The 12,402-nt window shown below is 64.6% G+C and carries 14 protein-coding genes; 4 read left to right on the top strand and 10 right to left on the bottom strand.

Annotation, left to right across the window (positions count from 1 at the left end):
• Window positions 1-184: 184 nt before the first annotated feature.
• Genes ABN482_RS13670 through ABN482_RS13650 form a run of 5 tightly spaced genes read right to left on the bottom strand, consistent with a single transcriptional unit; the run spans window position 185 to window position 4,360 of the window.
• Complete coding sequence (locus ABN482_RS13670) at window positions 185-841, bottom strand: alpha/beta hydrolase (RefSeq protein ID WP_349504501.1); 657 nt, start codon at window positions 839-841, stop codon at window positions 185-187.
• 30 nt (window positions 842-871) lie between these two features.
• Window positions 872-1,495: an ABC-type transport auxiliary lipoprotein family protein gene (locus tag ABN482_RS13665; RefSeq protein WP_349504500.1), complete on the bottom strand. Its 624-nt coding sequence runs from the start codon at window positions 1,493-1,495 to the stop codon at window positions 872-874.
• Window positions 1,492-2,427, bottom strand: coding sequence for an MlaD family protein (locus ABN482_RS13660; RefSeq protein ID WP_349504499.1), 936 nt, complete (start codon window positions 2,425-2,427; stop codon window positions 1,492-1,494). The genes ABN482_RS13665 and ABN482_RS13660 overlap by 4 nt, the downstream gene beginning before the upstream one ends.
• Window positions 2,414-3,223, bottom strand: a complete 810-nt coding sequence (locus ABN482_RS13655; protein WP_349504498.1) for an ABC transporter ATP-binding protein — start codon at window positions 3,221-3,223, stop codon at window positions 2,414-2,416. The genes ABN482_RS13660 and ABN482_RS13655 overlap by 14 nt, the downstream gene beginning before the upstream one ends.
• 3 nt (window positions 3,224-3,226) lie before the next feature.
• Window positions 3,227-4,360 carry an MlaE family ABC transporter permease gene (locus ABN482_RS13650; RefSeq protein ID WP_349504497.1) on the bottom strand — a complete coding sequence of 378 codons (1,134 nt, stop codon included), beginning with the start codon at window positions 4,358-4,360 and terminating at the stop codon, window positions 3,227-3,229.
• Window positions 4,361-4,408: 48 nt separating this feature from the next.
• Here ABN482_RS13650 and ABN482_RS13645 point away from each other — a divergent pair, with 48 nt between their 5' ends.
• The 3 genes from ABN482_RS13645 to ABN482_RS13635 are packed head-to-tail and all read left to right on the top strand — an operon-like array spanning window position 4,409 to window position 6,241.
• Entirely contained in the window at window positions 4,409-5,260 is an 852-nt protein-coding gene (locus ABN482_RS13645) for a biotin--[acetyl-CoA-carboxylase] ligase (RefSeq protein ID WP_349504496.1), read from the top strand.
• Complete coding sequence (locus ABN482_RS13640; RefSeq protein WP_349504495.1) at window positions 5,257-6,069, top strand: type III pantothenate kinase; 813 nt, start codon at window positions 5,257-5,259, stop codon at window positions 6,067-6,069. The genes ABN482_RS13645 and ABN482_RS13640 overlap by 4 nt, the downstream gene beginning before the upstream one ends.
• Entirely contained in the window at window positions 6,062-6,241 is a 180-nt protein-coding gene (locus ABN482_RS13635) for a hypothetical protein (RefSeq protein WP_349504494.1), read from the top strand. Before ABN482_RS13640 ends, ABN482_RS13635 begins: the two co-directional genes overlap by 8 nt.
• A 25-nt stretch (window positions 6,242-6,266) precedes the next feature.
• On the opposite strand, the gene ABN482_RS13630 is transcribed toward ABN482_RS13635, so the two are convergent.
• From ABN482_RS13630 to waaC, 3 genes are all read right to left on the bottom strand, one after another.
• A complete protein-coding gene (locus tag ABN482_RS13630) occupies window positions 6,267-7,217 on the bottom strand; it encodes an Rpn family recombination-promoting nuclease/putative transposase (protein ID WP_349504493.1) in 951 nt (316 codons plus the stop codon).
• A gap of 105 nt (window positions 7,218-7,322) precedes the next feature.
• Window positions 7,323-8,699, bottom strand: coding sequence for a 3-deoxy-D-manno-octulosonic acid transferase (locus ABN482_RS13625; RefSeq protein WP_349504492.1), 1,377 nt, complete (start codon window positions 8,697-8,699; stop codon window positions 7,323-7,325).
• Complete coding sequence (gene waaC / locus ABN482_RS13620; RefSeq protein ID WP_349504491.1) at window positions 8,699-9,670, bottom strand: lipopolysaccharide heptosyltransferase I; 972 nt, start codon at window positions 9,668-9,670, stop codon at window positions 8,699-8,701. The genes ABN482_RS13625 and waaC overlap by 1 nt, the downstream gene beginning before the upstream one ends.
• Before the next feature lie 161 nt (window positions 9,671-9,831).
• Here waaC and ABN482_RS13615 point away from each other — a divergent pair, with 161 nt between their 5' ends.
• Window positions 9,832-11,178, top strand: a complete 1,347-nt coding sequence (locus ABN482_RS13615; RefSeq protein WP_349504502.1) for an MFS transporter — start codon at window positions 9,832-9,834, stop codon at window positions 11,176-11,178.
• Between the two features lie 30 nt (window positions 11,179-11,208).
• Here the strand turns inward: ABN482_RS13615 and ABN482_RS13610 are convergent, their stop codons facing one another.
• Window positions 11,209-11,478, bottom strand: a complete 270-nt coding sequence (locus ABN482_RS13610; protein ID WP_349504490.1) for an immunity protein TriTu family protein — start codon at window positions 11,476-11,478, stop codon at window positions 11,209-11,211.
• A 4-nt stretch (window positions 11,479-11,482) separates the two neighbouring features.
• Window positions 11,483-12,343, bottom strand: coding sequence for an endonuclease/exonuclease/phosphatase family protein (locus ABN482_RS13605; protein WP_349504489.1), 861 nt, complete (start codon window positions 12,341-12,343; stop codon window positions 11,483-11,485).
• Window positions 12,344-12,402 lie beyond the last annotated feature (59 nt).

The raw sequence follows: 12,402 nt of genomic DNA, 5'->3' as shown, positions 1-12,402 counted from the left end.
GGTGGCCGGTGCGGCGGTTTCCTGCGCCATGAGCGGTGTGGCCGCAGCCAGCACCGAGGCAGTCATGGCAAGCATTACCATGCGCGCGGTCGGCTTGAGTACGAGAGAACGAAAAGACATCGACATGGATTTCACTATAGGAGGAATGCGTAAACGGGGACGAATGTGGCAGTGTACAAAGGCCTCAGGGCTGCCACAACCAGCCGAGATGTCTGGTTGCCAATTGTCGCAAGACCAACAATTTGCCATGGAAAAAATGCCCTGCGCCGGGCAACACCACGACCGGCAGGCCCAGCGGGCGCGCCCAGTCGAACGCCTCGGCCAGCGGCACGACTTCGTCCTGCTCGCCATGGATCAACCAGGTATCGTCAGGCAGGGACACTTCGCGAAAGAGGAAGCGGCTCACGGCAGGCCCGGCCAGCATCACGGCATCGAACGGTGCAGCGCCATCACGTTCGGCCAGGGCCGAATAGAGTTGCGCAGCCACCGCCGTGCCGAACGAGAATCCCGCCAGTACCTGCTTGCCTGCCACCAGGGCCGGATAGCGTTCGCGAAACTGATCCACCAGGGCCTGCATGTCTTCGGTTTCGCCACGCGCCTGGTCGAACTCCCCTTCGGACTCCCCAACGCCGCGAAAATCCGGGCGCACCACCACCAGACCCTGCATCAGGCAGGCCCGTGCCAACGTGGTCACGACCTTGTTATCGCGAGCGCCACCATGCAGGGGGTGCGGATGCAAGGCCAGCGCCCAGCCGCGCGGCTCGCTTTCGGGCCAGTCGATGGCGCAGTCGATGCGCCCTGCTGCGCCGTTGAAAGTTGTGTATTCGGTTTTGATTGCCATGAGTCTCTGAATATCGTGCGATCCGTAAGTTCAATCCTGCAGCCAGCCCTCGACCTGCTGCATGGCGCGCTCCAGCGCCAGGGCCAGCGCCTGTACACCAGCGACGGCACCCGTGCCGGACACATCCTGTACCTGATCGAAACGGAACTGACGCGGTGCCTGCCCGGCCCCGAACCAGAGGCCGCTGAGCACGACATGAGCCTGGCTGGAACCGCTTTCCGGCGTGTATATCTGCTCAAACCGCTCAAGCCGCACCTGCAGGTGCGGCATGGCTCCCGTCAGGTCCTGGGCCAGCACAGGCCCTCCCACCGACAGACGTTCGCGCAGGCGCTGATCCACCAGGCTGGCTGGCGTGGCGACCCAGCGATAGCCCTGATACCCATGCGGCTCGCTGCTGCCTGCCTCACGCCAGATCACCAGCGTATCGGTCAGCAGGGGTGCAGCCTGCACCGCTTCCAGCACCAGGGCAGGCCGGGCCGGAGCACTCGTACTGGCGGCTAGAGCGTCAACCTGGGGAGCACCCAGATCCAGCATGACCGGCATCACGCCGGTACGACCCATACTGCAGGCCGCCAGCACCAGCACGGCGAGCGCTGCCGACAGGCGTGCCACCAGGCGCAGCGGGCGCGCACCCTGCTTCATCACTTGTCTCATTGGTTTCCTCCAAATCCTTGGAATCCGGACTCGCCCGGGCCGGGCCTGACCGCAGGTGGCCCGAACAGCAGCGACTGGGGCGACTCGCCGATCACCCGTGCCGTATTGCCCAGGCTGGCTGCCGCACTGCCAACCTGACTGGCTGCGGTCCCCAGGGTCGGCAGCGTCTGCATCCGCAGTTGCGCCGCCACCCTGGCCAGATCTTCCATGCTTTGCGTCGCCGTATACAGCGGCCCTCCGGGTGCCAGCACCCGGTCCAGTGCGCTGCGTGCCGACAGCACGGCCTCGCTCATGTCGCGCGCCATCCGGTCGGCCTGAGCAGCCACGCCCCGCAATGACTGCACCAGCGGGCCAGCCTGCTCCAGAGCCGGACGCAGCGACGCCGTAATCGCATCGAGATTGTCCAGTGTCTGGCCCAACGCACGCACATGCCTGTCATCCAGCACCTTTTCCACCTGGCCGGCGATCCGCTCGACACTGTTGAGAATGACACCGGCACGCGCCTCGACCCGCTCCAGCAAGCCGGGCTTGAGTGGAATCATGATCGGCTCGCCGCCGGGCTTGGGCACCAGCATCTCGGTCGACGAGCCATCGTCGTGCAGTGACACGAATGACATGCCGGTGACGCCCTGGGCCGTGAGTTCCGCCCAGGTCGAGGTCGTGATCGGGGTGCCGGGCCGGATACCGATCTGGATGCGGACGTTGCCGGGCCTGTTGATGTCGAGCGACAGTGCCAGCACCTTGCCGACCGGTACGCCCTGGTAATTGATCGCCGACTGGGACGACAGCCCGGTCACCGAGGTATCGGTACGCAGCTCGTAGTGCAGCAGATCACCCTGGCCGCGCGACATCCAGATCGCCACCAGTACGGCGGCGACCAGCAATGCAATCGTGAACAGTCCCGCCAGCAGCGCGTGACTACGGTTTTCCATGGACAGACTCCCCGGACGCAGCCGACAGCCGGCTGCGATATTCCAGCTCGCGCTGGAAAAATGCCTTGATGAAAGGATGGTCGAACTGCATGACCTTGTCCACCGTATCGCAGACAATGACACGCTTTTCGGCCAGCACGGCGACCCGCATGCTCATGGCAACCAGCGTGTCCACGTCATGGGTCACCATGACCACCGTGAATCCCAGTTGATGATTCAACTGACGGATCAACTCGACGAACTCCGCCGAACGCTGCGGATCCAGGCCTGCCGTCGGCTCGTCGAGAAAAACCAGATCGGGGTCCAGCGCCAGCGCACGCGCCAGCGCCACCCGCTTGATCATGCCGCCGGACAGGTCGGACGGCTGCTTGAGTGCGTCGCCGGGCGTCAGCCCGACCTGGGCCAGCCGCATCATGACGACATCGCGGATCACGGCTTCCGGTAAGGCACGCAGTTCGCGCAGCGGCAACGCCACATTATCGAAGACCGACAGTGCCGAAAACAGCGCCCCGCTCTGGAACAGCATGCCCCAGCGACGCGGCAACAGTGCACGCGTACGCGCATCCATATCGCGCAACGCCTGGCCGAATACCTCGACACGTCCCGCCGCCGGATGCTCCAGTCCGAGGATCTGGCGCAACAGCGTCGTTTTGCCGGAACCCGATCCGCCGATCAGCGACAGGATCTCTCCCGGCATCACATCCAGGTTCAGGTGCTCATGGACGACATGCGTCCCGAACGCCGTTTTCAGGTCACGGATCGAAATCACCGGGCGAACGGCAGCGGTCTGGTTCATGACCTATATGCCCAGCCGGCTGAAAATCACCGCATAGATCGCATCCAGCAGGATCACACCCGTAATGGCCGTGACGACGGATGCCGTGGTGCCCCGCCCCAGGCTCTCGGTATTGGGTTCGATGCGCAAGCCAAAGAAGCAGGCGACCAGGGCAATCATCATGCCGAAGGTCACGCCCTTGCCCAGCCCGATCCAGTAATGGGCCGACGCGACCGCATTGGGCAGCTCCTGCAAGAACCAGCGTATCGACATGCCCAGCTCCAGCTGGGCAGCGATCATGCCCCCCAGCAGCGCCATGGCATCCGTCCACAGCACCAGCAACGGCATGGTGATCGACAGCGCCAGCATGCGTGGCAATACCAGCCGCTGGCTGTGTGAAATCCCCATGACCTGCATGGCATCGAGTTCCTGTGTCACCCGCATCACGCCGATCTGCGCCGTAATGGCCGATCCGGAGCGGCCTGCCACCAGGATGGCAGCCAGCACCGGCCCCAGTTCACGGGTGATCGACACCCCCAGCAGCGTGACAATGAGACGGTCAGCACCGAACAGCTTCAGTTGCTGGGCCGACAGATAGGACAGCACGACGCCGATCAGGAAACCGACCAGCGCGGTGATACCCAGCGCCTGCGTACCCGTGTGGTAGACCTGCGCGGAGATTTCGCGCCACGGTCCCCCGGCCGGGAAACGCAGCATGCGCAACAGATCCAGCATGACCTGCCCGAAGAGCGCCAGCATGTCCTGCGCAGCGCGTGCACCTTCATAGACCCGGTCACCGACCCGGCGCACATGACGCCAGTGATCGACGGCCGGCACCGGCGGCACCACGACAGGAAAACGTGCCAGCATATCGAATGCCTCACGCTGCAGATCGGTCAGCCGCACCTGGGCAGGCAAGGTATTGCCCCAGGCCCGCCACAGCATGTGCGCCCCCACCGAATCCAGATGCCGTACTGCAGACAGATCCCAGGCCACGCCATCGGCCTGTTGCTGCAGCATGTGGGCCAGACTGCGGGTATTGCGGCGATTCGACAACCCCTGAGCCGTCCAGTCACCCACCACGCGGCAAGCCTGCCCGTCGTAATGCAGGGCAGGACCGCTGGGCAGACTGTCTGAAGGCAGTGGCGAGTTCACCATACAATATCGGTCGAAAATTTTGTCACATCATAACGCGTCGAGACTGCCATGCACGTTCCAGAGGCCTCTGTCCTGCTGCCCGATCCCGCCCAACAGCAGGCCGGGCTGGCTGCACTGCTGCCCGACTTCGGCCACCTGGACTGGCTGGCACAGACCGGCTCGACCAATGCCGACCTGTTGCTGCGCGGCCGCCAGGGGCATACGGGCAACCTGCCCTGGCTGCTGGGCACGCATCTGCAACAGGCCGGGCGAGGCCGGGCCGGGCGCCCCTGGCGCAATCGGACCGGTGCCGCGCTGATGTTCTCGTGCGGATTCGAGGTCCATGCCCCGGCCGCACGCCTGCCATTCCTATCATTCCTGGCCGGCATGATCGCCTGCGAAACGCTGCGCCGGATTGCGCCGGCTCCGGCACGCCACGACATTGGCCTGAAATGGCCCAACGACGTGCAATTCGGCCAGGCCAAACTGGCGGGTATCCTGGTCGAGTCGATGCGCATGGGCACGGGCTTCCTGGTGGTCATGGGCATCGGCATCAACCTGGCCGATGCCGCAGAGACCAGTATCCACCTGGGACGCGAAGTGGCCGACTGGAGCCAGATCCTGAGCACCGCCCCCACACCTGCACCGCAGGATGCCTGTATGATCGTGGCGTCCCTGGCCCGGGCCTGGCAGCAGGCCGTCGCTGAATTCGAACACGGCACCCTGGGTGATGTCGATGCCCGCTTTGCCGCCATCGATGCCCTGCGTGGCCGCGCCGTCAACGTCATCGACCGCGAGCATGTGCTGCTGAGCGGTACGGCAGCCGGCATCGACCACCAGGGCTGCCTGCAGGTAGAAACCGAAGACGGCCGCATCCATCCCGTGTCGATCGGCGAGATTTCCGTACGGACCCATTCATGAGCATACTGATAGACGCCGGCAATACCCGCATCAAACTGGGCTGGCTGGCTCAGGACACGGTTCCCGGACAGCCGCCCTGCATCGAGCACATCATGGCCTGCCCCCATGCCGACCTGCCGGAAGTGTTCACCGGCTGGCTACGCACGCTGCCCTACACGCCTGAACAGGCACTGGGTGTCAGTGTCACGCACCACCGCATCAATGATTATCTGTCGCGCACGCTCGATACGCATGGCTGCAGCCTGGTCTGGCGCAAAGCTGCGCAACAGGCACTCGGCCTGACCAACGGCTACCTGCAGACCACCCAGCTGGGGGCCGACCGCTGGGCAGCACAACTGGGTGCCTGGCAGCGCTGGCGTCACCTGGGGCAACCGCTGCTACTGGCCGGCTTCGGCACCGCCACCACGCTGGATACCATCAGTCCCGACGGCACATTCGTGGGCGGCCTGATCCTGCCTGGCACGGCACTCATGCGCCATGCCCTGGCTCAGGGCACCGAGTTGCTGCCGGTGGCCTCCGGCGAAGCCCAGGACTATCCGCAGGATACCCACAACGGCATTATCTCCGGCATATACGCTGCCCAGTGTGGTGCGCTGCTGCGCCAGTGGCTGCTTGGCCTGCAACGCTACGGCCAGCCTCCCCACCTGGTCGTGACCGGTGGAGCCTGGCCTGCGCTGGCCAGCGAAATGGAAACCCTGCTGCGCACGGAAACCACGCTGCTGGGCAAGCCGTCTCCCGAACTGCACTATCATGAACACCTGTCGCTCGAAGGCGTCGCCTATCTGTTGCAGGAGTCTTCCCATGCGTAGCCTGTTCTTTCTACTGGTACTCGGCAACCTGGCCCTCTATGGCTACGGCCAGGGCTGGCTGGGCACGCCTCCCGAACTGCAACAGCGCTCGCCGAGCTATGCCTCGCAGGAAATCCGGGCCGATGCAATCACGGTACGAAAAGAACCGAACACACGCCAGAGTGGTTCGTAGGCAGCGCCACAACCGTACTACAGGATCAGTCGGTGCCTGAAAACACCGCCTCCAGCGTTTCTGCATCCAGCAGATTGATGGACCACGCCTCAAGCTGCAAGGTACCTGCCTGACGGATACGCTGCTGCACGTCCTCGGACAAAGGGCCGAATTTGCGCGTCAACTGGCGCGCCAGCAAGAGTGCCTCGCCTTCCTGGCGTCCTTCCTGTCGCCACTTATGGCCCCAATCATGGGGATGCGCTGCCATCATGAGGGTGATCTCCTGTAAATCTTCGGTATCCGGCAACGCAGCCGTGGCAGGTGCCGCTCGTGGCAGCAGCACATGCCGTGCCCAGGCTCCGAATACCCGGCGCAACTCCTGTCCTTGCGCGCAGTCGGTCAGTCTGAGCACAGTGTGCAGCAATTGCGCCGTTTCCTCAATACTACGGCTGTGCTCCAGATGAAATAGGGCACTCACCAGATTGTCCGCCGGCAAGACACCGGCATCAGCCAACGCCCCCTCGTCCAGCAGCAGGTAGCGCATCTGCGGCTGATAGGGCATCAACTCCGGTGGCGCGGAATCCATCAACTCTGATACCTGACGTGGCTCACGCCAACGTCGGGCACCGCTGTACAGCACAATGGGCAGAATGATCGGCAACCGTCCCGAAGGGCCAAGCAAACGACGCATGGCAAGGTCTTCATACATCAAGGCGCAATAGCCCATGACCCGTACACTGATCATCCGGTCTGTAGCAGATTGATGCTCCAGCATGATGATCAGGTACAACATCTGACCATCACGCCGCCTGACGCGCCAGAGACGATCTCCCTGGCGCTGACGACGCCTGTCACTGACGTAGTCGGTCGGCAACGGCTCCAATGTGCCAAGATCCACCAGGTCCCGCAACCCTGGCGGCAAGATTCCTGCGAACAGCGCGCGCACCATCAGCGGACTGCTGAACAGGCGGCGGTAATACTGATCCTGCAGATTCATGGCGTGTGTCCCGTGAGAGGCAGGGACACTGACTTTATGCCTCAGACAGGCAGGCTGGATAAGGCATGTGACGGTTTTGTCATAGCCGTACCATTCAAAAGCTTCTCAGAAATAGGCAGCCAACACCACCAACGCCCGTTCGGTCGCACCGCGATGCGCGGCCACCCACTCGCGTGCCGCCGCGGCACGCCGGGCACGCTCTGACGGCTGATCTATCCAGGCCTGTGCCACGGCCAGAGCCAGCGGCAAGTCCGGCACCTGCTCGATGGCACCGGCGGCACACCCATCCACCACGGCCTGCTCGAAATTCCAGGTATTCGGCCCCACCACGGCAGGCGCACCGGCAGCACAGGCCTCGATCACGTTCTGCCCACCCATGGGTGCAAAGCTGCCTCCCATGAGCACCACATCGGCCGCAGCATAGTAAAACGGCATCTCGCCCAGCGAATCCCCCAGCAGAACCGTGGCATTGCGCAAGGCCTGCATATCATCCTCGTGGCCTTCGGCCATCCGCTCCAGCGCTCCCAGTGTCGAACGCCGCAACAGTGTGCCATCCAGCCCGGCCAGGATACCCGCTGCCTCTTCGAAACGCTGCGGATGACGCGGCACGACCAGCCAGAGCGGTGTCTGTGCCACACTTTCTGCTGACGAGGCAACAGCGACCCGTACGTTCCCTGCCTGCGTCACCGGCATTGCAGCCCCGCTCGACGACATCGCCACCTTCACTGCATCGACCAGCATCTGCTCTTCGCCATCACGCGCACTGGCCAGCAGCACGACCGGGCGACCCAGCGCACGACGCCATGCATGGCCAGCCGCCAGCAATGGTTCCGGCAGGCCCATGTCGAACTTGAGATTGCCCATCACGCTGACCTGCCGGGCACCTGCCTCGCGCAGCCGCTGCGCATCCATTTCCGTCTGCGCCAGCACAACATCCAGGCTCGCCAGCGCAGGCCCGAGCAATGCCCGAAAACGCAACGCCTGTCGCAGGCTGGATGCCGAAAACCGGGCGCTGACCATCACCATCGGCACCCGCGCCTGTTCGGCTGCGGCGAGCAGATTGGGCCAGATCTCCCGCTCCATCAATACCCCGCAACGGGGTCGCAGCGCCTGCATGAAGCGCCGCGCCGCCCCCGGAAAATCATAGGGCTGCCAAAGCTGCACCAGTTGACCGTGCTCGATGGCCTGCGCAAACAGCCGCGCCCCCTCGGCACGGCCTGTCGCCGTCATGTGCGTCAGGACCACTGTCTGACCGGCCAGCAGCAATGCGCGCACCAATGGCTCTGCCGCGCGCGTCTCGCCCAGGCTGACGGCGTGTATCCAGACCGCGCCCTGTGGCAATACGCGGTCGCCATAGCGGCCAAAGCGCTCGCCACCCATCACCTGCCATCGCCCGCCCGAACGGCGTGCCCGGCGGGCCAGCAGCAGCCAGACCAGCGGTGCCAGCACATAAAGCAGCAGGGAATAGAAAAAGCGAGCCATCACTCAAAAGCCAGCGCCTGCTCGACCGCCTGCAGCACCTGATCTCGTGACGGCGACAGGCCACGATCCCCCAGACTGGCCGTGTAGGCCGCGCCAACCAGCGGCGTACGTACCGGCGTAGACGCACGATAGATACCGATGGTCGGGCGCGCCAGCGCTGCCGACAGATGGGTCAGCCCGCTGTCCAGGCCCACCATCAGGCGAGCGCCGCTCAACAGCCGCGCCGTCTCGGTCAGCGTCATGCGCGGCACGACCTCGACACGCGAGCGACCGGCCACGAGCTGTTGAGCCCGCTCGGCTTCCCGGGCATTGCCCGACAATATCCTGAGATCCAGCCCGGCCAGCGCCAGGCGGTCGAAGACCGCGTGCCAGTCCGCCTCGGGCCAGAGCTTGTCGTCCCGGCTGGCCGACGGCATGATCACGGCATAGGGTGCCACTCCATCGACCGCTTTGCCTGCTTCGGGCCGGAGGAACTGGGACAGGCCGAAATCGGGTTCACCCTCGTAGCGGTAGCCGAACGTCAGTGCCGCCAGCTTGCGCTGGCGCGTGACGGCGGGCTGCCAGAATTCGACCCGATGACGACGCTGATAGAACAAGGTCGCCAAAGGCTCGCGAGCAGATTTCCAGTCCAGGCCATGGCGCACCCCCTTCGCCAACCGTACCATCCAGACGGACTTGAGCAGGGCCTGCATATCGAGCACCACGTCATAAGGCTCGACCTTCAGGCGCGCAGCCAATGCCGCACGCTCGGAACGGGAGCGTGCGGACCACCAGTCCTTGCGCCAGCGCCGGTGCGCCACCGGAATCACATGGCGCACGGCCGGATGCCAGCCGGGGATTTCGGCAAAGGCTTCTTCGACCACCCAATCGATCTTGGCGCCGGGAACATGCCGCGCAATATCGGAAATGGCTGGCAACATATGCACTAGATCGCCCAGCGATGATGTGCGTACAATCAGGATTCGGGTCATGGAAGCGCTCATAATTACCCACCATTCTAGCGAAATTTTTGTCGGGCACCGCGCATGCGCCCTGCCCGCCATCCAACCTTATGCCCATTCCCTCAGATTCTTCCTCCGCCACTGACGCACCCTGTACGTCACCGGAGGAACTCAGCCGTCGCCAGTTATTGATGGCCATGCTCGGCGTCTCGGCCACGCTGGTCCTGGCGGCCTTCGACTCCACCATCATCGCCACCATGCTGCCGCGTGTGGCCGAAGCGCTCGACGGCATGGACCTGTACGCCTGGGTCGGCACCGGCTACATGCTCTCGACCTCGATCGCCATCCTGATCTTCGGACGGCTGGGCGACATGTACGGCCGCCAGCGGCTGATGCTGGCCTCGGTGGTCATTCTCGCGCTGGGCGGGCTGCTGTGCGCCACCGCGCAGAATATGGCACAACTGGTTCTGTGGCGTGCCCTGCAGGGTGTCGGCGGCGGCATGATGATCGCCACCGCCTTCGCCGCGCCGGCCGACCTTTTCCCCGACACGCGCCAGCGCGTACGCTGGATGGCCATGCTGTCGGCTGCCTATGCGGTCGCCAGCGGCATCGGTCCCTTCATGGGCGGCGCAATCACCGAAGCACTGGGCTGGCGTGCCACCTTCCTTCTGGTCACCCCGCTCACGGCACTGGCAGCCTTCGTGCTGCTGTTCCGCTTTTTTCCGGACTTCCGCCCCCGGCACGACCCTGAGCGCCGCATCGACTGGCGCGGCGCGGGCCTGCTGGCACTGGCGCTGGGTGCGCCGCTGGCCGCCCTCGAACTGGGCCTGGCCCCCGGCGAGCACAGCCACCCCTGGCTGGCCCTGATCCTGCTGACATGCGGCCTGGTCGCCCTCGCCGTGCTGATTCCGCTGGAACGGCGTCTGGCCTGGCCGATCTTTCCGCTGCGCATCCTGGCCCTGCGCCAGACCCGCCTGCTGACGCTGGTATCGGTCTATGTCGGTGCCACCATGTTCATCCTGATCTACTACAGTCCTCTGCTGCTGCAACAGGCGCTGGGCTACGAACCGGGTGCCAGCGGCCTGCTGATCACGCCCCTGGTCGTCGCCATCCCGATCGGCAGCATCATCAATGGCCGGATCTTTCCTCGCCAGACCGAACCGCAACGCCTGCTGATATTCGGTTCGCTGCTGCTGGCAACCGGTTGCCTGATGACACTGTTCATCGGCCAGGGCAGTCCGGTCGCCTACATCCTGCTGGCGTTCTTCGTGAGCGGCCTGGGCCTGGGCTTTCTGCTGCCCAACCTGACCCTCATCATGCAGATGCTGAGCGACCGGCGCGATATCGGCCTGGGCTCGGCCCTGGTACAGACCGCCCGCAGCACAGGCAGCGCGGTCGGCGTCACTGTACTGGGCCTGGTGATCGCACGCCTGACAATCGAGTCCGGCATCCGTACCGGCCTGGCCTGCTGTATCGCGCTGGCCCTGCTGTGCGCCTGGACCTCGACCCGCATCAAGATGAAGAACCTGCCGGACTGAGTGTTGCAGCAATGATATGCAGACACGCCGTCACGTGCACGCCATCTGCAGCAGAAACATCCGGAACGCAGCCACCAACTCTGCGCTGCCCGACAGATCCATCCGCTCATTGATCACATAGCAGCCATCCAGCGCATCCATCACTTCCAGCACGCATGAGCCATCATTCCAGGCTGTGAAGCGGCCCAGCCGATGGGCGGCGTCGATATCTACCACCAGGCTTTCCGACAGGCCGTGCCGGTGCATGACGGGAGCATAGTCGCCACAGGACTGCACATGGCGCTTCAATTCGGACAGCATTCGGTCAGGGCAATTCCAGCTCGGTCACGATAGGCGCATGGTCCGACAGTTGCGTCCATGGCTTGCCGCGCAGCACCCGCGCCGAGCGTACGGCAAAGCCGCGCTGGTAGATACGATCCAGCCGCAGCCAGGGGAAGGCTGCCGGGAAGGTGCGTGGCGGCGGCAGCGGCTCGTAGCCGCCCTCATGGCCAAGCTGGTGGCTGCGCTGATGCGCGCGGCTCAGCCCGGCACCGCGCTGCAGCGCCTGGCGCAGCGCCTTCACGGAATCCCGCAGTCGCGGCATGCCGATATTGGACGTGTGCTGCGCGTAGGAAAACACCTCGTGCAACCCCAGCCGCTGCACGAACAGAGGCGACAGCCGGTTGGTCCAGTCGTTGAAATCGCCGGCAATCAGGACCGGCGCATCCGCCGGTACCAGCCGCTCGATACGGTCGGCCAGCGCCTGCACCTGACGCACCCGGCTGACGGCGAACAGCCCCAGGTGCACCACGAAGCAATGCACCTCGGTTTCCTGCACGAACACCTTGGCATGCAGCAGCCCGCGCTGCTCGAGCGCATGATCGGAGATGTCCTGGTTTTCAAAACCGATGATGGGGTAGCGCGACAGCAGCGCATTGCCGTGGTCGGTTTCCCGACGCACCGCATTGCGGCCGTAGGCCACCTCGAACTGCAGGCCGGCGGCCAGCGCCTCGTGCTGGGCATCGAGGATGCCGCTCTGGGCGTTGCGCCCCTGCACCTCCTGCAGGAAGACCAGGTCCGGCTGCAGGCCATACAGGCCAAGCCGCACGTCGTACAGGCTTTCCCTGCCGCCCAGTGCGGAGCGGCCCTTGTGGATGTTGTAACTGACGACCCGCAGGATGGACATAGGCGGCCCGGGGGGGGGGGGGGGAGGGGGAAAAAAAAAGGGGGGGGGGAGTGGTGTGG

Origin of the sequence: Corticimicrobacter sp. (assembly GCF_040137905.1) — a bacterium.
GTDB lineage: Bacteria > Pseudomonadota > Gammaproteobacteria > Burkholderiales > Burkholderiaceae_B > Corticimicrobacter.
Note: the sequence above shows the minus strand (reverse complement) of the source record. Positions and strands in the feature narration are given on the sequence as shown.

Excerpts from the sequence above, each read along its gene's own strand:
- ABN482_RS13670 (WP_349504501.1), bottom strand. The coding sequence starts at position 841 with ATGGCAATCAAAACCGAATACACAACTTTCAACGGCGCAGCAGGGCGC.
- ABN482_RS13665 (WP_349504500.1), bottom strand. The coding sequence starts at position 1,495 with ATGAGACAAGTGATGAAGCAGGGTGCGCGCCCGCTGCGCCTGGTGGCA.
- ABN482_RS13660 (WP_349504499.1), bottom strand. The coding sequence starts at position 2,427 with ATGGAAAACCGTAGTCACGCGCTGCTGGCGGGACTGTTCACGATTGCA.
- ABN482_RS13655 (WP_349504498.1), bottom strand. The coding sequence starts at position 3,223 with ATGAACCAGACCGCTGCCGTTCGCCCGGTGATTTCGATCCGTGACCTG.
- ABN482_RS13650 (WP_349504497.1), bottom strand. The coding sequence starts at position 4,360 with ATGGTGAACTCGCCACTGCCTTCAGACAGTCTGCCCAGCGGTCCTGCC.
- ABN482_RS13645 (WP_349504496.1), top strand. The coding sequence starts at position 4,409 with ATGCACGTTCCAGAGGCCTCTGTCCTGCTGCCCGATCCCGCCCAACAG.
- ABN482_RS13640 (WP_349504495.1), top strand. The coding sequence starts at position 5,257 with ATGAGCATACTGATAGACGCCGGCAATACCCGCATCAAACTGGGCTGG.
- ABN482_RS13635 (WP_349504494.1), top strand. The coding sequence starts at position 6,062 with ATGCGTAGCCTGTTCTTTCTACTGGTACTCGGCAACCTGGCCCTCTAT.
- ABN482_RS13630 (WP_349504493.1), bottom strand. The coding sequence starts at position 7,217 with ATGAATCTGCAGGATCAGTATTACCGCCGCCTGTTCAGCAGTCCGCTG.
- ABN482_RS13625 (WP_349504492.1), bottom strand. The coding sequence starts at position 8,699 with ATGGCTCGCTTTTTCTATTCCCTGCTGCTTTATGTGCTGGCACCGCTG.
- waaC (WP_349504491.1), bottom strand. The coding sequence starts at position 9,670 with ATGACCCGAATCCTGATTGTACGCACATCATCGCTGGGCGATCTAGTG.
- ABN482_RS13615 (WP_349504502.1), top strand. The coding sequence starts at position 9,832 with ATGGCCATGCTCGGCGTCTCGGCCACGCTGGTCCTGGCGGCCTTCGAC.
- ABN482_RS13610 (WP_349504490.1), bottom strand. The coding sequence starts at position 11,478 with ATGCTGTCCGAATTGAAGCGCCATGTGCAGTCCTGTGGCGACTATGCT.
- ABN482_RS13605 (WP_349504489.1), bottom strand. The coding sequence starts at position 12,343 with ATGTCCATCCTGCGGGTCGTCAGTTACAACATCCACAAGGGCCGCTCC.